Here is a 23,351-nt window from a genome sequence, read left to right on the forward strand (position 1 = left end):
TGGAAATATCTTCAAGGAGCGGGAAGTGACAATGAAGTCCATATGGATCAGCGCTGCGGCGCTCTGCGGGTGGTTGGTGGCTGGGCAGGCGTGGGCCGATTGCACGCCGCCTGCGGTCAGTGGCGAAGCGGACTTTTCTTTGTGCAAGGACTGGCCGGCTTATCCGTCGCTGACGATTACCGCGCTATCGACGTTCGTGCCCGATCCGGTCTATGGCCAGGACGGCAGGGTGGGTTCATACGATCTGGCTCTGGCCGTCACTACCGCTGGCAGCCCCAAGCCGCTGGCGACCTATCATCAGCAGTCGGCGTTTCTCTCCGATGCCATCGCGCTGGAGAGTCTGGAGCTGGATACGGCGCGTTATAAACTCACGCCCGACCTCCGTGCCTTCGGCGTTCGCGCTCATTTCAAAGGCTCGTCACGCGTTAATCCGCTGGATGAAATCTTGCTTTCGCTTTATGTGAAAGAAGGCGACAAACTGCGCCCGGTGCTGGATCGCTTGATCGTCTACAGCTTCAGTGGCGAATGGGATGGCAATTGCGCCGGAGAGCGCTCGGAGACGGTGCGTACGCTTGAGATGGGCAAAACCAGTTCCCATGGTTACGCAGATATCATTGTCCGCTCAGTCACCACGGGCCTGGTCGGTGAGGGGCCACCCGGCACCTGCGAGTCGAAGACCACTCACGAAAAGCCGGTGCTGAACACGTTGCGCTATGACGGACAGCAATATTTCGTTCCCGAAAATCTGAGAGGCTATTGAAGGCGCGTCGTTCTACTTCCTCGATCCCGACGGGCACAAGCTGAAGGTCCACGTCGGCGATTTGCAGTCGCGGCTCGCTGCGTGTCGGCAGAAACCGTACCCCGGCATGCGTTTCCGCGACGAACCCTGATCCGCTTCAATCTTGTTGATATAGACTCTGCGCCACGTGTTCTGGCGCTTGCAGGTTTCTCATGACTCCATCATTGCTGTTGGCCGTTCTGGCTTCGGGTTTCATCTACGGGATCACGCCCGGGCCGGGCGTGCTGGCGGTGTTCGGGATTGGCGCGGCCCATGGCCGGCGGGCCGGGGCGGGGTTTCTGTGTGGGCATCTGCTCGGCGATGTGATCTGGTGCAGCACCGCGCTAGTGGCGATTGTCGGTGCGCGGGAAATCGGCAGCACCGCGTTCGATGTGCTCGGCGTGCTCAGCGCGGTGTACCTGTTCTGGCTCGGCTGGCGTGCGGTGCGTGCCCAACGCCGTAGCGGCGACGAGGCGCAAGGCGCGGCGCGGCAGCCGTTCTGGCACGGCATCGTCTTCGGCCTGACCAATCCCAAGGCCTATCCGGTGGCGGTGGCGACCTTTACGGCGCTGCTGTCGAGCCGCGCCGAACTGCTTAACTGGTCGATGCTGCCGGCGCTGATCGCCCTGAGCTTTATCGGCGGTGCGCTGGCTTACGCTATCCTCATCGGCGTGGTCGGCGCACAGCGAGTGCGCATGGTGTATCAGCGGCATGAGCTGCTCATCACCCGTTTATGCGGCGTGATGTTTATCGGCTTCGCCATCAATGCGTTGATGCACGCGCTGCCGGGGCTGCTGCCGAACAAGACTTGATGAAATGGGCAGGGACGCGCAATCACGATCATGGACGATTGAAATCGCTGCACTGTGCGGACATCCCGTAGAACCATGCAAAGCCCTAACCCTGCGCCGCTGGCGAGCTACATGGACCTGTTGCTGGACGCCGTTTGCGCGGTCGACAAACAGGGCCGTTTCGTTTTTGTCAGCGCTGCCTGCGAGCGGATTTTCGGCTACACGCCTGACGAGCTGATCGGCCGCTCGATGATCGAGCTGGTGCACCCGGCCGATCGCCAGCGCACCCTCGCGGCCGCAGGCGAAATCATGGGCGGCGACCCGAAGCACAATTTCGAGAACCGCTACCTGCGCAAGGACGGCAGCGTCGCGCATATTTCCTGGTCGGCGCGCTGGTCGGAGGTCGACCAACTGCGCATCGCCGTCGCCCGCGATATCACCGAGCGCAAGCAGGCCGAGTCGCGGCAAGCGGCGTTGTACGCAATTTCCGAGGCGGCGCATGCGGCGGAAGATTTGCTGGCGCTGTTCAAAAGGGTCCATTTGCTCATTGGCGAATGGCTGCCGGCGCTGAATTTTTCCGTGGCGCTGTATGACGAACACTGCGCGCAGCTGAGTTTTCCCTATCACGTCGACGATCACGAATTGCAGCCCGAGCAGCCCGGCACGGTCATCGGACGGCTTTGCGCGCAAGTGATCCGCAGCGGCCAGCCAATGTTGCTGACCCCGGACAGCGCCGATGCCACGCCCGACTTCGCTGCGCTGGTGGCGGAGCAGAACGCGCCTTGCTGGCTCGGCGTACCGCTGAGCTCAAAAAACGGCACCATCGGCGCCTTGATCGTCAAAAGCCTCGCTGGCGGCGAACGCTACACCGAGCAGGACAAGGAACTGCTGCAATACGTCTGCGCACAAGTCGCCACGGCCATCGAACGACAGCAACTGCATGCGCGGCTCAAGCGCATGGCGCAATACGATCAACTGACGCAACTGCCCAACCGCGAACTGCTGCGTGACCGGCTCAGGGCTGCGCTGGCCCATGCGCGAACCGTGCACGGACACATGGCGCTGCTGTATGTCGATCTGGATCGCTTCAAACAGGTCAACGACACCCATGGCCATGCCGTCGGTGACATGCTCCTGCAAACCGTGGCCAATCGGCTGAAAGGCTGCGTGCGTGAAACCGACACCGTGGCGCGTATCGGTGGCGATGAATTTGTCGTGCTGTTGCATAGCGTGCATGCCGCCGAAGATGCCGACAGCGTCGCCGGAAAAATCCGCTTGGTGCTGGCGCAGCCCATGCGCCTCGACGGCCATGACCTGCGTATCGAACCGAGCATCGGCGTGGCGCGTTTCCCTGAACACGGTGAAGAAGAACAGCAACTGTTTCGGCATGCCGATCAAGCCATGTATGCGGCCAAACGCCTGAATCATCGGGCCTTGGGCATCTGAAGCGAGCGCACCGTTCGTCGCGGCCTCGGCAGATTTTCTAAACCTTTGAACGCCAAAGCCTTCTTAACTGAGGCGGACAATTGTCCGCCGCGACTATTTGAGCAGCGGGCGAATCACGGCCCGCTTGAATTTTCAACGAAGGAGGGCGCGACCATGAGCCGGATGGCCACCCGTTTACGTAATGCCAGTTTTGCGACTCTGCTGGGCCTGTGCGCCAGCACTGCGTTCGCCCAGTCGCCTGCCGAATTCATCAACGATGCCTCCGCCAAAGGCATGGCCGACATCGAAGCCAGCCGTCTGGCCCACGGCAAGACCGAATCCAAAGAGGTCAAGGATTACACCATTGTCGTCATCAACGACCGCACCACGGCCAACCAGCATTTGGCGAAAATCGCCAAGAAGCTCGACCTGCCGGTCGCACCTCGCGAAGAACTCGCCGACAAGGCCAAAGAGTTGATGCCAGAAGTAAAGGATGGCGCGACCTTCGATCAGGCTTACGCTGCCAGTCAGGTCAAGGCGACCGAAGAGGCCATCACCCAGATCGAGCAACAGGCACAGACCACCGACGTGCCGGAAATTAAAGCGTTCGCCGATGAGACTTTGCCGAAACTGCAAAGCCATCTGGAGAAGGCCCGCGCGTTGCAGGCCAGTCGCTAACTTCGCCGTATTGTTCAGCGCGAACGAAATCTTGAGTTGAAAAGCGATGCTTGCCCTGTGGGAGCGAGCCTGCTCGCGAAAGCGGTGTGTCAGTCAATGATGTTTTGACTGACCCTCCCTCTTCGCGAGCAGGCTCGCTCCCACAGGGTGTGTTTACTTGCTCAGCACTCATTCAAATCCTGCTTTGGCTTGCTCTTGTCGCCCAGCCCCTCAAGATCAAACACCTGATTCTCACCCAGCGCGCGATAATGCCGGCGCAGCGCTTCGAGCTGCTTCAGATCCAGCGCCTCCAGCCCGAGCATCGCGTTCTGCGCTTCCTTGTTCACCCGCAGCAGCTCATCGAGTTTCAAGTGCAGAATGTCGGTGTCGCGGTTCTGCGTGTTCTGAATCAGGAACACCATCAGGAACGTGATGATCGTCGTCGAAGTATTGATGATCAGTTGCCAAGTGTCGTTGTAACCAAAAATCGGCCCGCTCAACCCCCACAACCCGATCAGGATCAACGCCCCCATGAACGTCTTCGGGCTACCGGCCCACAGGGCAAGTTTTTGGGCAATTTTTGCGAATTTCATGATGGGAGTCCTTGTTTTGGGAGCTTGAAATTCAGACATCGGCGTTGCGCTGAAAATTCTGTTTACAAGTTTCGGTGCAGGACTTTGGTAGGGAAGGCGTACGGCGTAGATCGCGGTATCGTGTCGACAGTCGACAGAAAACCCCAACAGGAGAACGCAATGAGTTGGTCTGCCCAGCAATACGTCGCTTTCGAAGATGAACGCACCCGCCCGGCCCGTGATCTGTTGGCGGCGATACCCACGGCGCACGCCCGGGCGGTGGTGGATATCGGTTGCGGGCCGGGCAATTCCACCGAGTTGCTGGTGCAGCGTTTTCCCGAGGCCCGGGTCAGTGGCCTGGACAGTTCGGCGGACATGATCGCCGCCGCGCGCAAGCGCTTGCCCGATGTGCAGTTCGAGGTGGCCGAGATCGACAAGTGGACCGATGAAGGCCCGTTCGATGTGGTCTTCGCCAATGCAGTGTTGCAATGGGTGCCTGATCACGCTTCGTTGCTGCCAGCCTTGGCGAGCAAGCTTTCAGATGGTGGCAGCCTGGCGATCCAGATGCCGGACAACCTCAACGAACCGTCCCACCGCTTGATGCGTGAAGTCGCCGCCAATGGGCCGTGGGCGAGCAAGCTGGCAGACGCTGCGGGGCAGCGTACCGACATGGCCAGTGCCAGTGGGTATTTTTCAATGCTGCGCCCGCACTGCGCGCGGGTCGATGTGTGGCGCACCACCTATCATCACCAACTTCGTGATGGTGCGGCGGGGGTGGTGGAGTGGTTCAAGGGCAGCGGGTTGATTCCATTCCTGAGCCCATTGACCGAGGAGGAACGGGCGCAGTATCTGCAGCGGTATCTGGCGGAGGTTGCCAAGGCTTATCCGGCCTTGGCTGACGGCTCGGTGCTGTTGCCGTTTCCACGTTTGTTTATTGTTGCGACTCGCTGAATCACGCCTCTAACTTTCTGGAGTTCGCCACGTTATCTCAGGTCGGCGCATCCCTTGAAAGCAATCCGGTCGGTTCCCTCTCCCTCGGGAGAGGGCTAGGGTGAGGGGCCTCTTGGCGCATGCAAATCCGATCACCGCTGCACCGCCACCATCATCGTCCTCTGGCATCCTTTCAACTCGTTCACCCTGAACTCGTCGGAAATTTCCTTCTGTTTTCCAGGCTTTTACACGTGGTGCGCCATGGCTGTTTAAAGTCGAATCGCGTTACGTCCCGATGCCTACAAATCCTTGCGCCGCTGCCTACCGGTACGCCAGAATCCGCCTGCTTGTGCGGCTGGCGGGCGGTCGGTAACTTGGTTCGCGTCACTGATTTCCAGTGATCGGGTTTAGCAGCCCGGCCAGGATTGACCAACGGTTGCACATGTACCTTCCAGTCAGGCTTCGCCTGCACTTGATGGTGGCTGTGCGCATGGCACCCTCGGGTGCGCCGGGTTTTGGACTTCCTACCGGTCTGCTAAGGAATACGCAAGCCATCGTGCAGACGTTTGATCATTGCCAGACTCAGCTTGCGCTTGCGGTTCAATACTTCCGAAACATGGCCACTGGTGCCAATAAAGGACTCGAGATCCCGCGGCGTCAAGCCTTGCTGATCCATACGGAATTTGATGGCTTCAATGGGATCAGAGGGCGGCATCGGAAAATGCTGCTCCTCATACTTTTCAATCAGCAGAGCGAGAATTTCCCCAAACGTCAGACATGAAAAAACCGGCGACTGAGAGCCGGTTGGGCAGTAAGAATTTTTTAACCCTGCTGCAAGACCTTCAACGCCGCCGAAGCCAGAAACCCCGATCGGCTTTTCTCCTCAGGATGATGTAACACGTACTCATCAATGCGATTGAGCAAGTGCCCCGGCAGAGTGATGTTGAGCTTCTGTGCTTTGCCCAGGTATTTGACCACGTCGATATCCACTACCGCCCACGCACATCCGGCGTACTGCGGATTGGCGACATGCAGGCTCAATTTGCTGGCCGATGGAATCGGCGCACCGTCGTCTGCCAGAATTTCGAAATGACCTTCGATCGCCTCGCGCGCCATGGCGACAGCGTCATCAAGGTCGTCGCCGGCAGAAAAGCAGCCAGGAATGTCCGGCACTTCAACTCCCCAAGCGTGTTCCTCGTCGCCTATTGAAATCGCAATCGGGTAAAGCATGTTCGTGATCCTCCAAGGCAACGCTGAGAACGGATTCAGAGCATGGCCTGTTGCAAAATACTGATGGCCGTTTTTTTGAGCAGATCCTTTTTTGGATGCGGCACTGTTACCAATCCTGGTTTGGTTGGATGTTTGAAGTGATGATGACTGCCCCGAATACGTACCAGAAACCAACCGTCCGCGACGAGTTGTCCGATTAAAAAACGGCTGTTCACAACACCTCCCTGTGGTGTGCTTGGTGGTTACTATACCTACTGAATTCTACAGATCAATAGACTTGCTACCGTTCAGCCATTGTGGCGTCCGGCGAGGTGGTCAACCCAGTCTAGGCCGCGCGTGTTTGGAGGAACGATGGTTGTGTTGCAGTGTTTTGCGGTGACATTTACGCCGCAAAATGAAAGCAGATCGCTCAGCCAGTCATTGCGACTGATAGAGCGAGCTTACCCGTCGTTTCAACGAAGGAGGGCGACGTTGGTAGCGATCCTTCTCTGGATGATTTTCAGAGTCGCTGGGGTTCTTTTTGGAGCTGAAGGCTTTTCCTTGGAAATTGTCTTTCACCAACTTCCAGACACAAAAAAACCGGCCATCAAGGCCGGCTTTTTCTATTCCTGCATCCCTCGTCGGACAACACAACGCGAGATCAATATTCGGTGGAGCGGGTAGAGGGAATCGAACCCTCATCTAAAGCTTGGGAAGCTTTCGTTCTACCACTAAACTATACCCGCTCAGAGCGGCTGACTTTGTACCAGACTCGGCCACGGATTTGAAGTTTTCTTTTTCTCTGCGAGGGCTTTGCCGCGCAGAAATCGGTCGATCGCGAGCAAGGGCTGCGCCGGTGCAACAGGCACTTCAAGCTTGCAGCCTTGCCCGCGATGACGCTGTTTCAAATGGCCAGGGCATGGTGATCCTGCACAAACGAGTAGCGCGTTCGGCTGGCTTGCGGCGCAGGTTTCAGAAAGCCCAGCAGAGCGTTCTGGCTGTCGCGGCAGGCGGCTTTGTGCTCCATGTCGAGGAAGTGCCCGGTGGCTTGCAGGGTGGTGAAGCTGCTGTGCGCTACGTGATTGCCAAACAGGCGTGCGTCTTCAGCAGCGGTGTATTCGTCCCATTCGCCATTCAGGAACAGCACCGGCACGCTGATCTTTTTCGCCGCATTCAGATAGCACTGGCGATCGCTGTGCAGCACGTCGTTGATGTGAAAGTGCATCTGTCCGTACTCATGCTCGGCGAGGCTGCTGACATGGCGATAGTTGAAGCGCTTGAACAGCGACGGCAGGTGTTTGCCGATGGTGTTGTTGACCAGATGGCCGACCCGGTCGCCGTCGCGGCTGCCGAGGTAATCGACACCACGCTCGAGATAATCGAGCATGTGCGCATTGATCACCGGTGAGAACGAGCTGATCACGGCTTTTTCGATGCGCCGGGGCTGCTGGGCGAGGGCGACCAGAGTGGCGGCGCCGCCCCAGGAGAACGACAGCACGTGTTCGGCGGCGAAGTGATCGATCAGCTCCAGCAAAATCTGCCCTTCGACTTCCTTCGTCAGATGTTTCTCATGCCGGTTGTGGGCTTTTGAGCGGCCCGCGTAGGGCTGGTCATAGCAGACCACGTTGAATTGCGGGTGCAGGTTTTTCACGGTCTGTGCAAACGACGCAGTCGTGGCCATCGAGCCGTTGACCAGAATGATGGTCTTTTCTGCGGCGTCTGCGCGATAGAACTCCGTGTAAACCCGATACTGACCCTGTATATCCAGCACAGCGATTTCTGGCCTCATGTCATAAGACTCCTGGCAAGCAAGCGGGTATGCGCGCAATCGAGATTGCACGAGCTTTGTGACAGGTAGGCATACGCCTGAAATTTGCTGGCCCATGTCGATCCGGTACGGCAGGTCGACGGGTGTTGTTATTGGCGGGCAGATTGCCGGCTGAGGCGCAGCCCTTGAGGGCAGACGACCGACAAAAAGTTTCTTGGAAGTATGTGGTGACTCATCGGTCACATTTCGGCCGACGTCCTGATTCAAGCAGGGGACTCAGGATCACGCAAGTGCCGTCGGCGAATTGTTCGACAACTTCGGCTGAGCGGTCGCCGGCTTAGAACAAATGAATCTCTTCGGTGCGCAAAGCGCGGTACTCGCCCGGTTTTAGCGCGTGATCGAGGGTCAGTTCGCCGATGGATTCGCGGTGCAGGCGCAGGACTTTGTTGTTGAAGAAACCAAACATGCGCTTGACCTGATGGTAGCGGCCTTCAACGATGCTCAGTCGCGCCGAGCGTGGGCCGAGCAGCTCAAGCTGCGCCGGTTGCGTGGTCAGATCTTCGAAAGCGAAGTAGATGCCCTCGGCAAATTTAAGCGCGTAGCTCGGGTCGATGTGCTGTTCGGTTTCGACGTAATAGACCTTCGCCAGTTTGGTTTGCGGCTGCGTCAGGCGCCGCGACCAGGCGCCGTCATTGGTGATCAGCATCAGCCCGGTGGTATTGAAATCCAGACGTCCGGCGATGTGCAGATCGTCCTTGTGCGGTTCATCGAGCAGGTCGAGCACGGTCGCATGCTGCGGATCGCGGGTGGCACTGACGCAGCCCGGGGGTTTGTGCAGCATGAAATAGCGCGCCGGTTTGCCGCTCTGCAGCACCTCATCGTCGACTTCGACCCGACTGAATTCCAGCACCTCACTGTGCGGGTCGCTGACGACTTTTCCGTCAATCCGCACGCGCTTTTCCACCAGCAACAGGCGAACCTGCTGACGGTTGTAGCGGGGCAGATTGCTGAGGAAGCGGTCGACGCGCATGGTCAGGATTCAACGGACGAAGGGCCGCGCATCTTACGGGATCGGCCGCCGGCCTGCTTGCAGTTGCGCTTCGACCTGTGCGCAGCGCGGGCACAGGCAGGCTTGATTGCGCAGTTCGGCCGGCAGCGCTTCGAGCACTGCCGGGTCGATGGTCACGCCATAGCACCAGCATTCGCGGTCGGCGGTGCGCGGGTCGGCGAGGCTGCAGTCGTTGCGCGCACCGCAGGCCGGGCAGTGGTCGGGTTTGACGTCGTTATCAGGCATAGGTCGAGTGCGGCATTTCCATGCAGGTGCGGTTGCGCCCGGTTTGCTTGGCGCGGTACATCGCATGATCGGCCCGGGACAGCAGAGTGTGCAAGGTGTCATCGCGTTGCACGGTGGTGGCGCCGATGCTCACGGTCAGATGCAGGCTGTGGCCATCGTAGGCATATTTGTGTTGTTCGACGTGCTGGCGGATCTTCTCGGCAATTTTCTGCCCGGTCTCACCGTCGGTGTCTTTCAACAGAACGATGAACTCTTCACCGCCCCAGCGGCAGACGATATCGGCGTGACGCAGGCAACTTTGCAGGTCGCGGGCGAAACCGATCAACACCTGATCGCCAGCCATGTGGCCGTAGGTGTCGTTCAAGGCTTTGAAGTGGTCGAGGTCGAGCAACAACGCGGTCAGCGGCTTGGTTTCCCGTTGGGCCTCGTGCAGCGCTTGCGCGGCGAGGATGTCGAAGCCGCGTCGGTTCGGCAGTTCGGTGAGACTGTCGAGGGTGGCGTGCGCCTGAATCTTCGCCTGGAAGCGCTTGATCACTCGATTGAGCAAGGCCAGCACGATCAACGTCACCAGCAGGCAAATCAGCAGATTGAGATACAGCGACTGGCGGATCTCGCTCAGCGCGCCGTCCTCGCGTTTATCGACGAACAGGTACCAGTTCAACTCGGGGATAAACCGCACGTTGAGAAAATGCCCCTGGCCGTGGGTGGAATATTCGTAGCTGCCGCTGTGCGGCTTGGGCAACTGGCTGACCAGACTTTTCATGCTCTCCAGTTCGCCAAGACTCTGGCCGATGTGCGCGCCTTCCGGGCCACCCTCGGCACCGGTCAATACGAGGCGGCCGAAGGTGTCGACGAAGTACACGCTGCGTTGATAGCGCTGTTGATACTTGTCGATCAGCTTGATCACCGCGTCCACGGTGAGGCCCACGCCCGCAGCACCGATGAAGCGGTTGTGGTAGTCGTAGACCTTGTAGTTGATGAAGAACGTCAGGTTGTCCTTGTTGGCCAGATCCGGGTCGACGTTGATCTCGTACGGGTCCTGCATGTCGCGCACGCGGAAGTACCAGGTGTCGCGCGGCTCGTCGACTTTGACCTGCTTGAGCACACCTTTGGCGTGGTAGTAGGTGAGCGTGGCATTGGAAACGAAGAACGCCGTGTAGGCGCCGTAATGGGTCATGACCTCGTCGAGATAGCGGGTCATCTGCTCGGGATTCTGCTCGCCGTTGACCACCCAGTCGCGCATGAATGTATCGCGGGACATCATCGAGGAAATCAGGATCGGCCGGACCAGGTCTTTCTGGATTTCCGAATAGACCGTGTCGGAGGTCAGTGGCAGTTCAGTGTTGACGATGTTGTCGCGGATCGACTCGCGGGAGGCGAAATAGCTCAACAGCGAGGTGGCGAGAAACCCGGCGCCGAGCAGGGCGACCAGGGTAAGCACCAGTGAGCGTTGCGAGTACAAGGGAGAACGAAGCGGCATGGCAGATCCGTTGGCAGTGGCCCGATGGGATGCATTCTAGTGGGATGGTCGGGAAAACACTGCGGGATTTGTGCCTGAAATGGCGGGGGATATGACGTAGCGGTGTGTCAGGGAAATCGCAGCCCCTCACCCCAGCCCTCTCCCAGGGGAGAGGGAGCTGGATTGTGGGTGATGGAAAATCTGTGATCGACTCGGTATCAGCCAATGGCAACCGATGGACAATCGCCTCACCCTGGCCCTCTCCCTGGAGAGAGGGCCAGGGTGAGGGCGAGCTTTCGGATCAGCCCCGGGATGCCAGATACGCCCGCCATCCCCCCAAATGACTGATATCCACCGCACCCTCCAACCCATACGGCTCACAGATAAACCCGCTCTCCCAGCGCCCATCCGCCAGTTGCACCTTGCCCAGTCCCAGCGGCGCCGGAATCCCGGTGAGAAACGAGCCCAATTCGCTGCTCGGCAACTCCCAAACCTCCACGGCAATCGCCACGCCGCCATCCTTGACCCGCACCATCCCCGGGCGCAATGGCGGGCCGCCGGCGAGGGCGTGCAGTCGATAGTCCGGCGAACTGAACGTGGTTTCCAGCAAGCGCCCGCCGCGCTGGGTCAGTTGCCAGTTCAACGCCAGCCCTTGCAGATGCGCGCCACACACCACCAATCGAGCGCGGTCATTGCGCGCTGAGTTCGCCGGAGCTGGCAGGGCGCTGTCCTGCTGGCGCTGCAAGGCATCGGCCACGCTCAACAGATACTGATCGGTAAATACCCGCCCGAACAACGTCACGCCCCACGGCAAACCATTGCCCATGAACGCGGTCGGCACGGCGACGGCGGCGTAGTCGAGCAGGTTCATGAAGTTGGTGTAATAACCGAGTTCGGAATTGCGCAGCACCGGCTCGGCCTCAAGCTCGGCCAGGGTCACCGGACGGCCGATGGTCGGTGTCAGCACGCAGTCGAGATTTTCCAGGGCCTCGTCGCAGAGGGCCTTCAGCGCCTGCAATCGATATTGCGCGCGGAAGGTCTGCACGCCAGTCACTGCCGGAGCCTTGGCCAGCACCGCTCGGATCACCGGCAGCACCGCTTCGGGATTCTGCTCCAGCAGCTCACCGGCGACGCTGTAACGCTCGGCGACCCACGGCCCGTCGTAGAGCAGGCGCGCTGCTTCGAGAAATGGCGACAGGTTCAGTTCGACCGCTTCGCCACCCAGAGCCTTGAGCCGTTCGATGGCCGCTGCGAACAACTGTGGCCCCTCGTTGCAGCCGAAAAATTCAAGGTCCTGCGCCCGTGGCACGCCGAAGCGAAACGGCCGTGGCGCGCCGAATGCCGAGCCGTCGTTCCATGCCGGGTTGCCTCGGCTGTACTCATCGCGAGGATCGTGTTTGGCCGTCAACGCCAGCAACTGACTGGCCTCACGGGCGGTCGCGGTGAAGGTGGTTACGCAGTCCAGCGTGCGGCACGCCGGCAGCACGCCAGCGGTGGAAATCAGGCCTTTGCTCGCCTTCAAACCCACCAGATTATTCAGCGCCGCCGGCACTCGCCCGGAACCGGCGGTGTCAGTGCCCAAGGCAAAACTGGCCAGGCCCAGCGCCACCGCCAGTGACGAGCCGGCGCTGGAGCCGCCGGACGGATATTCGGGCAATACGCTGTTCGGGCACGCACCATAAGGCGAGCGGCTGCCATTGAGGCCGGTGGCGAACTGATCGAGATTGGTCTTGCCCAGCGGGATCGCCCCCAGCGCCAACAGTTGCTCGACGATGGTCGCCGACTGCTGCGGCACATAGGCAAACGCCGGGCACGCGGCTGTGGTGGGAATGCCGGCCAGATCGATGTTGTCCTTGATCGCGAATGGCACGCCATACAGCGGCAGGCTGTCGAGGTCACGACCGTCGAGGGCGGCCAGATACGGCTCCAGTTCATCGACGCTGAGCAGGTGGATGAACAGGTGATAGTCGGGATTCAGCGCAGCGGCTTTTTCGCGCAATTGCAGCAGCAGTTGGCGCGGTGTGGTGTCGCCATTGCGATAGGCCTGGCGCAGTGCATCGAGTTGCAGATTCATCGGTTGATCCTTATAAAAAATGGCTTCAGTCGAGTTCCAGCACCACCACCCGTTGTCCGGCGCGCACCGCCGAACCGGGTTGCACGCGGATCTCTCGCACCACGCCGGCCAGCGGCGCGAGCACAGGGATTTCCATCTTCATCGACTCGAGAATCACCAGCACATCGCCCGCCGCGACACGCTGACCAGCCTCGACCTGCACCTGCCAGAGATTGCCGGCGATGTGGCTGTCGACGCTGTGTTCACCGCTTTGCAGCGGTGCTTCTTCGCTGGCGTCAGGCACGGCTTCTTCACTGTCGAAATGCGCCTGGCCGCTGGCGATCCAGCGTTCGCGTTCAGCCTTGAACGCGCCCTGTTGCTGCGCACGGAAGGCGCTGATGCCCTCGGCTTCCTTACAGAGAAATGCCTGATAGTCGGCGAGGTTGAGCTGGCTGTGTTCGATGTTCAGATCGAAGCGCCCAAGGGGGAAATCGCGGCGGATGCGCAGCAGTTCTTCGGCGCTGACCGGGTAGAAGCGGATCTGATCGAAGAAGCGCAGCAGCCACGGTTTGCCGTCGAACGCGGCGACTTCGCGATAGCGATTCCACATCTGCAGAGTGCGCCCGACAAACTGATAACCGCCCGGGCCTTCCATGCCGTACACGCACATGTAGGCGCCGCCGATGCCGACCGAATTTTCGGCGGTCCAGGTACGTGCCGGGTTGTACTTGGTGGTCACCAGACGATGGCGCGGATCGAGCGGCGTGGCCACCGGCGCGCCGAGGTAAACGTCGCCAAGGCCCATCACCAGATAACTCGCATCGAACACCGTGCGCTGCACTTCGTCGAGATTCGGCAGGTCGTTGATGCGCCGGATGAACTCCAGATTGCTCGGGCACCACGGCGCGTCCTTGCGCACGGTGGTCATGTATTTCTCGATCGCCAACTGACAGGCCGGGTCGTCCCACGACAGCGGCAAGTGCACGATGCGCGACGGCACTTGCAAGTCCTTGGCGGCGCACACCGCGTCCCATTCGCCGGCGATGATGCCGAGCAGATCGGCCAGCGGCAGTTGCTCGGGCTGGTAGTGCACTTGCAGCGAGCGAATGCCCGGGGTGAGGTCGATCACGCCATGCAGGGCTTGGCTTTCCAGCGCCTGCATCAGCGCGTGGGCGCGGAAGCGCAGGACCAGATCAAGCTCCGGCGCGCCGATTTCCAGCAGTAAATGAGTGTCGCCAGAAACCCGTGCAACCAGTCGCTGATCGCCTTGACCCAACGCCAACACCACAGGCGACACTAAACCCTGTGGGAGCGAGCCTGCTCGCGAAGAGGCCGTGTCAGTCAATATCGATTTGTCTGGGCCGACGCTTTCGCGAGCAGGCTCGCTCCCACAGGGGGCATCCCATTTCAGGGCGAGATCGCGGGCGTCAGCCAGAGAGACGGGAATGAACTGAATTTTATCGCCCGCCTTGAGCTGTCCCAGCTGCCACAGATCCGCCTCGATCACCGTCACCGGGCAGACAAAACCGCCGAGACTCGGGCCATCCGGGCCGAGAATCACCGGCATGTCGCCGGTGAAATCCACCGCGCCAATCGCATACGGATTGTCATGGATGTTCGACGGGTGCAGACCCGCTTCACCGCCATCCTCACGCACCCACTCAGGCTTCGGTCCGATCAGGCGCACGCCGGTGCGGCTGGAGTTGAAATGCACTTCCCACTGGGTCACAAAGAACGTGGCGATGTAGTTTTCGCTGAAGTATTCCGGCGCGCCGTGCGGGCCGTAGATCACCCGTATCTGGCGCACGCTCGGCAGCGCCGTGATGTGCTGTTCGGCCAGTTGCTGGCCGACGCTGCGCTCGGTCAATGCCGGCACATGCAACACGTCACCGGCCCTCAACGCGCGACCGCCATGCCCGCCGAACTGGCCGAGAGTGAAGGTACTTTTGCTGCCCAGATAATCCGGCACCTGCAAGCCGCCGCGCAGGCACAGATAACTGCGCGCGCCGGCGCCGCTGATGCTGCCCAGTTGCAACGTCGCGCCGGCCGGGATCAGCAGCGCGGTGTTCATCGGCACCGGTTCAGCGTCAAGGGTCAAGGCAATCGGCGCGCCGGTCACCGCGACCACCGCGTCACAATTGAAGCGCAGGATCGGCCCGCTCATGGTGATCTCCAGTGCGGCGGCGCCTTGTTCATTGCCGAGCAGACGATTGCCCAGGCGCAGCGCTCGGCTGTCCATCGGCCCCGAGGGTGGCACGCCGACGGCCCAATAGCCGAGGCGTCCGGGATAGTCCTGCACGCTGGTCTGCGTGCCGGCGCTGAGCACTTCGAAGGTGTTGGCGTGATACAGCAGATTTTCCAGACAACGGGTCCACGGCTGGCCGCTGGCGAATGGAGCAGCGAGCAGAATCTGCCGCAGGTAATCGCGGTTGGTTTCCACTCCGTACAGCAGGCTGTCGCCCAGCGCCTGATGGAGTTCGGCGCGAGCCTGTTCGCGACTCGGCGCCCAGGCGATGAGCTTGGCGATCATCGGATCGAAATACGGCGGAATTTCCACGCCGGCCTCGACCCAGGTGTCGATACGCAACTCAACGCCGTTGGCGGGCGGAAATTGCACAGCGGTCAGCAGGCCCGGGCTCGGCTGGAAATCACGCCCCGGATCTTCCGCGTACAGACGTGCCTGAATCGCATGGCCCTGAGGTTCCAGGCCCTGATACAGCTCGTTCAGCGGTGGCAGATCACCGGCGGCCAGCTCGATCATCCAGCGCACCAGATCCACGTTCCACACCTGTTCGGTGACGCCGTGCTCGACCTGCAAGCGCGTGTTCACTTCGAGAAAATAGAAGCGCTGGCCCTCGCTGTCGAAGACGAATTCGACGGTGCCGGCGCTGCGGTAATTCACTGCTTGCGCCAGTTTGATCGCCGCTGCGCACAGCTCATCGGCCATGCCTTCTGGCAGGTTTGGCGCCGGGGTTTCTTCGAGGACTTTCTGGTTGCGCCGCTGCACCGAACAGTCGCGCACGCCGAGAGCGACGACTTCACCGCAGCCGTCGCCGAACACCTGCACTTCCAGATGCCGCGCGCGTTCGATGTACTTCTCGATGAACACCCCGGCGTCGCTGAAGTTGTTCTGACCGAGGCGTTTCACCGCTTCGAATGATTCGCTCAATTCACTGGCGCTGCGGCACACGCGCATGCCGATGCCACCGCCGCCAGCGGTGCTTTTCAGCATCACCGGGTAGCCGACCTGTTCGGCGGCGCTAAGCGCGCAATCGAGGCTGTCGAGCAGGTCGGTGCCTTCGAGCATGGGTACGCCGTGCTGTTTGGCCAGCGCGCGAGCAGTGTGCTTGAGGCCGAACACCCGCAATTGCTCCGGCGTCGGCCCGATGAAGGCGATGCCCTGCGCTTCGCAGGCTTCGGCGAACGCTGCGTTCTCGGAGAGAAATCCGTAGCCGGGATGAATCGCCGTGGCGCCGCTTTGTTTGGCGATCGTGAGGATTTTGTCGACCGCCAGATAGGTCGCGGACGCCGCGCCTTCGCCGAGGCTGTGCGCTTCAGCGGCCTGGGAAATATGCAGGCTGGCCGCGTCGGCTTCGGAGTACACCGCGATGCCTTTGGCCTTCAGCACATTGATCGTGCGCAGGATGCGACAGGCAATCGCGCCTCGGTTGGCGATCAGGATTTTTTCGAACATGGCATAACCCCTGAAGGGGGAGCGGGCCGTCCCGCTGTTTTTCGACAGACATCCGGGCCGTCCCGGATGGAAAAAACACACTTCACTCCAACCCACCACAACCCCCCTGTGGGAGCGAGCCTGCTCGCGAAGGCGGTGGATCAGCCACATCAATGCTGAATGACACGGCGCATTCGCGAGCAGGCTCGCTCCCACAGCGTTCAGGGTTGTCTGGTGGATTTCAGGCACTGCCCGGAACGCGCCTGGCACAGGGCAAAAAGCCAACGGCGTAAACGGCTGATGGTCAGTTCCATATCAGCAACTCCGCCGGGGTCGGGTTGTAGGCATTGCACGGGTTGTTCAACTGCGGGCAGTTGGAAATCAGCACGATGACGTCCATCTCCGCGCGCAAATCAACGTACTTGCCCGGCGCGGAAATACCGTCCTCGAAGGTCAGCCCGCCATCCGCCGTCACAGGCACGTTCATGAAGAAATTGATGTTCGGCCCGATGTCGCTCTTGCTCAATCGGCCGTCGTGGGCGCAGGCGCGCAGGTAGTTGTCGCGGCAGCTGTGCATGTAGCGTTTTTCCAGGGCGTAGCGCACGGTGTTGCTCTCTTGCGCGCAGGCGCCGCCGAGGGTGTCGTGGCGCCCGCAGGTGTCGGCAACGATGGTCAGCATCGGCTGGCCGAGGTTGGAATACAGCACGCTGCCGGTGCTCAGGTAGACGCTGTTCTGCCGGCGCAAGGTGCGTTGCACGTCGTAGCGTTCCTTGGGGTTGGCGAGGCTGTAGAACAAAGTGTCGACGGCCTGATTGCCTTCCAGATCGAGGATGCGCAGGGTCTGCCCGGCCTTGACTTCCATCAGCCAGGGTTCACCGGCGGGAATGGTCGCGCGGTAGATCGCGCTGTCGGCTTGCTTGTGCGAAGTGGCGATTGCGAGTGACATGGCAGCGATCCTCAGGCGAACAAACGGTCGGTGTTGATAAAGCCGCGCTCGTTTTCCGGGCGCGAAGTGCGGCAGTGTTCGGCGACGCTGGCGTCGGCGTTCATCCAGCTCAGCTTCAAGGGTTTCGGGGCGTATTCGGGGGACGGGTCCATCGGATGTTGCAGGGCGGTGAGCACCATCAGGGTGTCCATCGGCGCGTACAACTCGATGTAGTCACCGGCCTTCGAGTTGCCTTCGACGAAGTGGAAACGCCCGGACTCATCGACGTTCACGCGGCTGAACAGATTCAGGGTCATCAGCAGGTCGGACAGGCCCAGGCCCCACTTGCCGAGCTCCACCAGCAGGTTGTCGGTGCCATTGCGAAAGAAGCCGTTGCGCAGTTCCTGGTAGCGGCCCTGACCGTACTTTTCGGCGACTTCCTGTGCGCAAAGCACACCGCCGAGGCTGTCGCTCCAACCGCAGGTGTCGGCGGTGATCGCGGCGAGTACGCGGCCCATGTCCGAGTACAGGCAGTGGCCGGCAGTGAGCTTGGCGGTGTGTTGGCATTTGAGGCTGTCGGGCAGGTTCAGCCGCTCGGTTTTTTCATGGGCATTGAGCAAGGTCAGGCTGACATTGGCGCCGCCGCGCAGGTCGGTCAGGCGCAGCAATTGGCCGCGCTTGAGCACGAAGGAACGGTGGCCGCCGCCCGGCAGCAGTTCTTCAGCGAAGGGTGGGAAAAGTTGGATTGAATCGGTCATGGGAGCAGTCCTCTCAAGCAGTGCGAAGGGTGCCCGCCAGCGGCAGCGGCAGGGCCTCGACGGCGGCGCGCTGGGCGCGGCGGTCGCTGTTCAACGGGATGTCGTAGGTGATGCGGGCGCCATAGGCGCCGGGGGCGTGCGGGTCGAGGCGCACCTTGTCGAACACCAGCAGGCGCGTGCCCAGGCTGAAGCCTTCCGACAGGTCGTGGGTGACCATGAACACCGTCAGTTGCGTCTCGCGCCACAGCTCCAGCAGCAGCGCGTGCATGTCTTTGCGAATGCCCGGATCGAGTGCGCCGAACGGCTCGTCGAGCAGCAACACGCGCGGCTTCATGATCAGCGCCTGGGCGATGGCCAAGCGTTGCTGCATGCCGCCGGACAGCTGTGCCGGGTACTTGTCCAGCGCATGGCCGAGGCCGACTTTTGTCAGCAGGGCTGCAGCCTGCTCGCGCGCCTCGCGTTTGGCGTTGCCCAACAGCCGGCCAAGCAAGGGCGCGCGCGGCAATTCGAGACCGAGGGCGACGTTGTCGAGCACGCTCAGGTGCGGGAACACCGAGTAGCGTTGAAAGACCACGCCACGGCTGGCATCCGGCTCGCCGGCCAAGGGCTGGCCGTCGAGCAGAATCTCCCCGCGACTGGCGCTTTCCTGGCCGAGCAGCAGGCGCAGGAAGGTCGATTTGCCGCAACCGGAGGCGCCGACCAAGGTGCAGAACTCGCCTTCGTTGACGTTCAGGTTCAAGCCTTCCAGAACCACTTGATCGGCGTACTGCTGCCAGACGTTTTTTACCGTGATGAAGCTCATTTCGGTGCTCCCTCGTACCAAGGGAAAGCGCGCTGGGTCAGCTGTTTCAAGCCCCAGTCCATCAGCCAGGCGAGCAGGGTGATCCACACCACGTAGGGCAGGATCACATCCATCGCCAGGTAGCGCCGCACCAGAAAGATCCGGTAGCCGAGGCCATCGGTGGAGGCGATCGCTTCGGCGGCAATCAGGAACAGCCACGCCGAACCGAGCATCAAGCGCAGCGAGATCAGCAAGCGCGGCAACAACTGCGGCAAGACCACGCGCAGCATCAGCGTCCAGGTCGAGGCGCCGAGGGTCTGCGCCTTGATCAGCAGTTCGACCGGAATGTCACGGGCCCGCTGTTCCAGATCCCGAGCCAGCGCCGGGGTGATGCCAATCACGATCAGCATGACTTTCGATAACTCGCCCAGGCCGAAGACGATGAACAGAATCGGCAGGATCGCCAGCGGTGGCACCATCGACAGCACCGTCAGCAACGGCGACAACGGCGCGCCGAACAGCGGCAGGGTGCCCGCCGCTATACCGAGGCAAAGACCCGCCAGCGCCGCGATGCCGAGGCCGATGGCCAAACGGCGCAGACTCGACGCGGTGTCTTGCCACAACAGATATTCACCGGTGCGGCTGTCGGCGTTGAAGGCCAGGCGTTTTACCGCGTCGCTCATCTGCACGGCGCTGGGCAGCAGTTTGTCGTTGGGGTTGTCCGCCAGGCGCTCGGCCGAGCCTGTGAAGTAGGCGAACAGCACCAGCGCGAACGGCAGGATCACCAGCAACAGGCGACTCGGGCGATCGGGGTGGCGATTGATCAGGCGCATGGCCAAATCCTCCGTGGCTTACAGCTTGGCGTCGGCGGCCATCTGCACGTAGGTCGGATCGAAACGCAGCTTGAGGTTGGCGGTGTCGCCGCTGGTCACGCCGTTGGCGAAGGACATGCCCACCGCGCTCGGGTCTTTCGCGCCTTCGCCGAGCAGGCCGTGCTCGAAGGAGAACTCAGCGACCTTGCGCATGGTGTCCGGCAGTTGTTTGCTGGTGGCGAAATTCAGCGCTTCGCTTGGCGTGGCGAACAGTTTTGTGGTGTCCAGTTGCGCCTGGAACCCTGCCAGATCGGTGCCAGAGGCCTTGGCCATGTGTTCCAGCGCAGCTTTGCTCGCAGCATTTTTTGCGTTCATCAAAGCGACCACTTCGAACCACGCGCCGGTCAGCGCTTTACCGAGCGCCGGGTTGTCTTTGAGGGTGGCGCTGTTGACCACCATCATGTCCATGATCTCGCCGGGAATCTGGCTGGAATTGAACACTTCGGTGACGCCGGGTTTGGCTTTGATATCCGAGAGCATCGGGTTCCAGGTGGTCACGGCGTTGACGTCGTCGGTGTTGAATGCGGCGGCAATGTCGGCGTCGGAGGTGTTGACCACCTTCAGGTCTTTCTCGGTCAGGTCCACCGAGTCCAGCGCGCGAGCCAGCAGGTAATGGGAGACCGACAGCTCGACCAGATTGACGTCCATGCCTTTCAGATCAGCGACTTTTTTACCTTCGCCTTTGAGCACGATGCCGTCGTTGCCGTTGGAGAAATCGCTGACGATCAGCGCGGTGCTGTCGACGCCACCGGCAGCGGGAATGGTCAGCGCATCCATGTTGGTCATGGTGCAGCCGTCGAACTGGCCGGCGGTGTACTGGTTGATCGATTCGACGTAGTCGTTGAGTTGCACGACGTCGATCTTGATCCCGTATTTCTTCGCCCATTTGTCGACGATGCCCTGGCTGCCGGCGTATTCCCATGGCATCCAGCCGGCGTATATTGTCCAGCACACGCTGAAGTGGTCTTTCTGGGCGGCGGAAGATTGCGTGCTGATGAGCGCGGCGAAAGCGGCGGCGAGCAGGGCGGGGAAACGTAGTCGGATCATTGCGGATTCTCCAGTTGATCGAGGGCGGACAGGAAGGCAACGCGGCACCGCGAACGGTGGCTTGTCTCCCGGGCTTTTGTCCCGCCGTGTAACCTCAACTGGAGGTCGCCAACTCTCGGACCAGCCACTCGCGATTGCGAGCCGGAACCCTAGTCAGCCATTGCAAATTGTGGTGCCGCGAACCTGTGATGACTCCTGCACAGGTTTGCTAAAGCGAGAGACGTGCCAAGTCGGGGCGAGGCCTCTGCGGCGGGGATGTGCTGGATTGCCGGGGGGAGCGGGGCGAGCGATAGCGCATCGTGGTGGTGCGTGGTTGCACCGTCATGCAGCGCGTTTACGCTTCACGGGTCGCTGATTTTGCGGATAAACAAGATTTCATAATCACTTGTTTCAACTTGTTGCAGGAACGCACCAGATTCTGAAATCGCTGTCTGATTCTTCGACCGTCAGCAATTGCTGACGGTCGCCTGCCAGCGTCGCTGGTGTGGCCAACCCGCGGTCCAGGAGGCCGCCATGTATCGCCGAATCGTACTGCTTGCCGTGATGCTTTTTTCCCTTGGCGGATGCGTTCCTTATTCCTATGGAGACAGCTACTACAGGTCAGAGGTCTACACATCACCCGCACCGGCCTATTACAGCGGTGGCGGCTCCTATTACCGCAGCGGCGGCACTTATTACACTCAGCCGCGCTACTACCAGCCAGCGCCGCGTTACTACCAGCAACCGCGGTATTACCAGGCGCCGCGGCACTATCAACCGGCCCCTCGTTACTACGAAAGCCGGCGCTGGCACGGCAACGATCGCGGACGCTGGGACGGTCACCGTCGCGGCGGTTGGGACAATGACCACCGGGGTCGCGGCAACTATGATCGTCACAGCGGTCGCCGTGACTACAACGGCCGTGGTAACCGCTGGTAACTGACCGTAAATAAAAAAACGGCGCATGATGCGCCGCTTTTTTTGCCCGTCGAAAAGTCCTTCCGTTGGCCATCTCCTAGGACAATCCCGGAAGCGTCCTACAGTTTCATTTCGTGGTGTTTGTTAGCGTTCGTGGATGCCGAACGAGGCGAGCAATCCTCAGCTCGATAGCGGCGAAAAATGGACGTTCAGCGCTATGAAGCTACTGGTTATTCATCAAAATTTTCCCGGTCAGTTCCGTCATGTGGTGCTGGCAGCGCTGGAGCGCGGTGATGAGGTTGTGGCGATCGGCCGGGACACGGCACCGGGCGTCGCCGGTGTGCAAATCCATCGATATCGAGCGACCAGCCGAGCGCCCGGCAATATTCACCCCTATCTGATCCGCTACGAACAAGCGGTGATCGACGGGCAGAAGGTTTTTGAAATTCTGGGCAGGCTGAAACGTTCGGGCTATCAGCCAGACGTGATTATTGCCCATCCCGGATGGGGAGAGACGCTGTTTGCCAAGGACGTCTATGCCGATACGCCGCTGATTCACTATTGCGAGTATTACTATCGAGCGCAGGGCGCCGATTGCGGGTTCGACCCTGAATTCCGCCGAGCTACAAGAGAGTCGTCACGGCTGCGCGTGCTCAACTCGCTGCATCTGTTGAATCTTGAACAATGTGATATCGCGATTGCGCCTACGCAGTGGCAGCGCAGCCTGTTTCCGGCCGCTTACCGGTCGGCGATTCGGGTCATTCACGAAGGTGTGATTCAAAGTACTGACCTGGCGAAAGTCGGGGCAGTCAGATTGCCCAATGGAATCGAGCTCAAAGCCGGACAGCCGATCGTTACCTATGTCGCCAGAAACCTTGAGCCTTATCGCGGCTTTCACAATTTCATGCGAGCGATCCCGCTTGTTCAGGCCGAGTGCCCCGATGCGCAGATCATCGTGGTTGGCGGTGATGGTGTCAGTTATGGGAGTAAGCCGGTCGGGTACCCGGATTGGCGCAGCAGGATGGAGGCGGAGGTCAGTTTCGATCACTCCAGAGTGCATTTCACAGGGAAACTTCCTTACCAGACTTACCGCGCGGTTCTCGCATGTTCCAAAGTCCATGTTTACTTGACGTATCCGTTTGTCTTGTCGTGGTCGTTACTGGAGGCGATGGCGTCTGGTTGTGTGGTTGTTGCGTCGGATACGGCTCCGGTAAGGGAAGTCATTGTCGATGGGGCTAATGGCGTGTTGGTGGATTTCTTCGACCATCAAGGAATTGCCAGAAGTGTCAGCAAGGTTTTGAAGTCGGCAGGTGAGTTCGATGGTCTTGCCAGCGCCGCGAAGTTGACGGCAGGTCGGTTCAGTGTGGAATCGGGCGTGAGCCAATATTTTGAGATTTTTGCAAGCGCGATATCCGGGCATAACGACATACCAACCGTTCCGCCGTTCGAGCGGGAGGTTTGA

The 23,351-nt window shown here is 60.5% G+C and carries 21 protein-coding genes, 1 tRNA gene, 2 pseudogenes and 1 riboswitch; of the genes and pseudogenes, 8 read left to right on the forward strand and 16 right to left on the reverse strand.

Annotated elements, in window-relative coordinates; all coding sequences use genetic code 11:
• The first annotated feature begins 25 nt into the window (after positions 1-25).
• From V8J63_RS16245 to V8J63_RS16265, 5 genes and pseudogenes are all read left to right on the forward strand, one after another.
• Positions 26-760, forward strand: coding sequence for a hypothetical protein (locus V8J63_RS16245; protein ID WP_125925280.1), 735 nt, complete (start codon positions 26-28; stop codon positions 758-760).
• Positions 759-890: pseudogene (locus tag V8J63_RS16250) on the forward strand (glutathione transferase); the annotation flags it as partial. The gene V8J63_RS16245 and the pseudogene V8J63_RS16250, both read left to right, overlap by 2 nt.
• 61 nt (positions 891-951) lie before the next feature.
• Positions 952-1,590, forward strand: coding sequence for a LysE family translocator (locus V8J63_RS16255; protein ID WP_125925281.1), 639 nt, complete (start codon positions 952-954; stop codon positions 1,588-1,590).
• A 75-nt stretch (positions 1,591-1,665) separates the two neighbouring features.
• A complete protein-coding gene (locus V8J63_RS16260; RefSeq protein ID WP_125925282.1) occupies positions 1,666-3,015 on the forward strand; it encodes a sensor domain-containing protein in 1,350 nt (449 codons plus the stop codon).
• A gap of 153 nt (positions 3,016-3,168) precedes the next feature.
• Positions 3,169-3,672, forward strand: a complete 504-nt coding sequence (locus V8J63_RS16265) for a DUF4142 domain-containing protein (protein ID WP_122691681.1) — start codon at positions 3,169-3,171, stop codon at positions 3,670-3,672.
• Between the two features lie 161 nt (positions 3,673-3,833).
• On the opposite strand, the gene V8J63_RS16270 is transcribed toward V8J63_RS16265, so the two are convergent.
• Positions 3,834-4,244 (reverse strand): low affinity iron permease family protein, encoded by a 411-nt coding sequence (locus tag V8J63_RS16270; protein WP_016771301.1) that lies wholly within the window; start codon positions 4,242-4,244, stop codon positions 3,834-3,836.
• Between the two features lie 159 nt (positions 4,245-4,403).
• Here V8J63_RS16270 and tam point away from each other — a divergent pair, with 159 nt between their 5' ends.
• A complete protein-coding gene (tam, locus tag V8J63_RS16275; protein WP_125917740.1) occupies positions 4,404-5,174 on the forward strand; it encodes a trans-aconitate 2-methyltransferase in 771 nt (256 codons plus the stop codon).
• A 514-nt stretch (positions 5,175-5,688) separates the two neighbouring features.
• On the opposite strand, the pseudogene V8J63_RS16280 reads toward tam, so the two are convergent.
• The 15 genes and pseudogenes from V8J63_RS16280 to V8J63_RS16350 form a co-directional block, all read right to left on the reverse strand.
• A pseudogene (locus V8J63_RS16280) lies at positions 5,689-5,916 on the reverse strand (transcriptional regulator); the annotation flags it as partial.
• 59 nt (positions 5,917-5,975) lie between these two features.
• Positions 5,976-6,383, reverse strand: coding sequence for a type II toxin-antitoxin system HicB family antitoxin (locus V8J63_RS16285; RefSeq protein WP_024011974.1), 408 nt, complete (start codon positions 6,381-6,383; stop codon positions 5,976-5,978).
• A gap of 35 nt (positions 6,384-6,418) precedes the next feature.
• Positions 6,419-6,598 carry a type II toxin-antitoxin system HicA family toxin gene (locus V8J63_RS16290; RefSeq protein ID WP_016771297.1) on the reverse strand — a complete coding sequence of 60 codons (180 nt, stop codon included), beginning with the start codon at positions 6,596-6,598 and terminating at the stop codon, positions 6,419-6,421.
• A 436-nt stretch (positions 6,599-7,034) separates the two neighbouring features.
• Positions 7,035-7,108: transfer RNA gene (locus V8J63_RS16295), tRNA-Gly, on the reverse strand.
• Positions 7,109-7,266: 158 nt separating this feature from the next.
• Positions 7,267-8,151 (reverse strand): alpha/beta fold hydrolase, encoded by an 885-nt coding sequence (locus V8J63_RS16300; protein ID WP_016771295.1) that lies wholly within the window; start codon positions 8,149-8,151, stop codon positions 7,267-7,269.
• A 316-nt stretch (positions 8,152-8,467) separates the two neighbouring features.
• The gene (locus V8J63_RS16305; protein WP_123442935.1) at positions 8,468-9,160 is read right to left on the reverse strand and encodes a pseudouridine synthase; all 693 of its coding nucleotides are present in this window, start codon (positions 9,158-9,160) and stop codon (positions 8,468-8,470) included.
• Between the two features lie 33 nt (positions 9,161-9,193).
• Positions 9,194-9,424: a cysteine-rich CWC family protein gene (locus V8J63_RS16310; RefSeq protein WP_016771293.1), complete on the reverse strand. Its 231-nt coding sequence runs from the start codon at positions 9,422-9,424 to the stop codon at positions 9,194-9,196.
• A complete protein-coding gene (locus V8J63_RS16315) occupies positions 9,417-10,904 on the reverse strand; it encodes a sensor domain-containing diguanylate cyclase (RefSeq protein ID WP_016771292.1) in 1,488 nt (495 codons plus the stop codon). Before V8J63_RS16315 ends, V8J63_RS16310 begins: the two co-directional genes overlap by 8 nt.
• 280 nt (positions 10,905-11,184) lie before the next feature.
• Positions 11,185-12,957, reverse strand: coding sequence for an allophanate hydrolase (atzF, locus tag V8J63_RS16320; RefSeq protein ID WP_130887233.1), 1,773 nt, complete (start codon positions 12,955-12,957; stop codon positions 11,185-11,187).
• Between the two features lie 25 nt (positions 12,958-12,982).
• Positions 12,983-16,630, reverse strand: coding sequence for an urea carboxylase (gene uca, locus V8J63_RS16325; protein WP_336464326.1), 3,648 nt, complete (start codon positions 16,628-16,630; stop codon positions 12,983-12,985).
• Positions 16,631-16,913: 283 nt separating this feature from the next.
• Positions 16,914-17,555 (reverse strand): urea amidolyase associated protein UAAP2, encoded by a 642-nt coding sequence (locus V8J63_RS16330; protein ID WP_130903204.1) that lies wholly within the window; start codon positions 17,553-17,555, stop codon positions 16,914-16,916.
• A gap of 11 nt (positions 17,556-17,566) precedes the next feature.
• The gene (locus V8J63_RS16335; protein ID WP_336464327.1) at positions 17,567-18,292 is read right to left on the reverse strand and encodes an urea amidolyase associated protein UAAP1; all 726 of its coding nucleotides are present in this window, start codon (positions 18,290-18,292) and stop codon (positions 17,567-17,569) included.
• A 13-nt stretch (positions 18,293-18,305) separates the two neighbouring features.
• Positions 18,306-19,094, reverse strand: a complete 789-nt coding sequence (locus tag V8J63_RS16340) for an ABC transporter ATP-binding protein (protein WP_336464328.1) — start codon at positions 19,092-19,094, stop codon at positions 18,306-18,308.
• Positions 19,091-19,906, reverse strand: a complete 816-nt coding sequence (locus V8J63_RS16345; protein WP_336464329.1) for an ABC transporter permease — start codon at positions 19,904-19,906, stop codon at positions 19,091-19,093. Before V8J63_RS16345 ends, V8J63_RS16340 begins: the two co-directional genes overlap by 4 nt.
• A gap of 18 nt (positions 19,907-19,924) precedes the next feature.
• Entirely contained in the window at positions 19,925-20,992 is a 1,068-nt protein-coding gene (locus V8J63_RS16350; RefSeq protein ID WP_016771287.1) for a putative urea ABC transporter substrate-binding protein, read from the reverse strand.
• A 63-nt stretch (positions 20,993-21,055) separates the two neighbouring features.
• A riboswitch (guanidine-I (ykkC/yxkD leader) is annotated at positions 21,056-21,156 on the reverse strand.
• Between the two features lie 349 nt (positions 21,157-21,505).
• Here V8J63_RS16350 and V8J63_RS16355 point away from each other — a divergent pair.
• Both V8J63_RS16355 and V8J63_RS16360 read left to right on the forward strand, forming a co-directional pair.
• Positions 21,506-21,910 carry a hypothetical protein gene (locus V8J63_RS16355; RefSeq protein WP_039760873.1) on the forward strand — a complete coding sequence of 135 codons (405 nt, stop codon included), beginning with the start codon at positions 21,506-21,508 and terminating at the stop codon, positions 21,908-21,910.
• A 196-nt stretch (positions 21,911-22,106) separates the two neighbouring features.
• On the forward strand, positions 22,107-23,351 hold the full coding sequence (locus V8J63_RS16360; RefSeq protein WP_125925289.1) for a glycosyltransferase family 4 protein: 1,245 nt from the start codon (positions 22,107-22,109) through the stop codon (positions 23,349-23,351).

The organism is Pseudomonas sp. CCNWLW23, from assembly GCF_037095675.1.
Taxonomy (GTDB): domain Bacteria; phylum Pseudomonadota; class Gammaproteobacteria; order Pseudomonadales; family Pseudomonadaceae; genus Aquipseudomonas; species Aquipseudomonas atacamensis.

Bases quoted from the DNA above. Each gene is read 5' to 3' on its own strand.
- V8J63_RS16255 (WP_125925281.1), top strand. From the start codon at position 952: ATGACTCCATCATTGCTGTTGGCCGTTCTGGCTTCGGGTTTCATCTAC.
- V8J63_RS16260 (WP_125925282.1), top strand. From the start codon at position 1,666: ATGCAAAGCCCTAACCCTGCGCCGCTGGCGAGCTACATGGACCTGTTG.
- V8J63_RS16265 (WP_122691681.1), top strand. From the start codon at position 3,169: ATGAGCCGGATGGCCACCCGTTTACGTAATGCCAGTTTTGCGACTCTG.
- V8J63_RS16270 (WP_016771301.1), bottom strand. From the start codon at position 4,244: ATGAAATTCGCAAAAATTGCCCAAAAACTTGCCCTGTGGGCCGGTAGC.
- tam (WP_125917740.1), top strand. From the start codon at position 4,404: ATGAGTTGGTCTGCCCAGCAATACGTCGCTTTCGAAGATGAACGCACC.
- V8J63_RS16285 (WP_024011974.1), bottom strand. From the start codon at position 6,383: ATGCTTTACCCGATTGCGATTTCAATAGGCGACGAGGAACACGCTTGG.
- V8J63_RS16300 (WP_016771295.1), bottom strand. From the start codon at position 8,151: ATGAGGCCAGAAATCGCTGTGCTGGATATACAGGGTCAGTATCGGGTT.
- V8J63_RS16305 (WP_123442935.1), bottom strand. From the start codon at position 9,160: ATGCGCGTCGACCGCTTCCTCAGCAATCTGCCCCGCTACAACCGTCAG.
- V8J63_RS16310 (WP_016771293.1), bottom strand. From the start codon at position 9,424: ATGCCTGATAACGACGTCAAACCCGACCACTGCCCGGCCTGCGGTGCG.
- V8J63_RS16315 (WP_016771292.1), bottom strand. From the start codon at position 10,904: ATGCCGCTTCGTTCTCCCTTGTACTCGCAACGCTCACTGGTGCTTACC.
- atzF (WP_130887233.1), bottom strand. From the start codon at position 12,957: ATGAATCTGCAACTCGATGCACTGCGCCAGGCCTATCGCAATGGCGAC.
- uca (WP_336464326.1), bottom strand. From the start codon at position 16,630: ATGTTCGAAAAAATCCTGATCGCCAACCGAGGCGCGATTGCCTGTCGC.
- V8J63_RS16330 (WP_130903204.1), bottom strand. From the start codon at position 17,555: ATGTCACTCGCAATCGCCACTTCGCACAAGCAAGCCGACAGCGCGATC.
- V8J63_RS16335 (WP_336464327.1), bottom strand. From the start codon at position 18,292: ATGACCGATTCAATCCAACTTTTCCCACCCTTCGCTGAAGAACTGCTG.
- V8J63_RS16340 (WP_336464328.1), bottom strand. From the start codon at position 19,094: ATGAGCTTCATCACGGTAAAAAACGTCTGGCAGCAGTACGCCGATCAA.
- V8J63_RS16345 (WP_336464329.1), bottom strand. From the start codon at position 19,906: ATGCGCCTGATCAATCGCCACCCCGATCGCCCGAGTCGCCTGTTGCTG.
- V8J63_RS16350 (WP_016771287.1), bottom strand. From the start codon at position 20,992: ATGATCCGACTACGTTTCCCCGCCCTGCTCGCCGCCGCTTTCGCCGCG.
- V8J63_RS16355 (WP_039760873.1), top strand. From the start codon at position 21,506: ATGTATCGCCGAATCGTACTGCTTGCCGTGATGCTTTTTTCCCTTGGC.
- V8J63_RS16360 (WP_125925289.1), top strand. From the start codon at position 22,107: ATGAAGCTACTGGTTATTCATCAAAATTTTCCCGGTCAGTTCCGTCAT.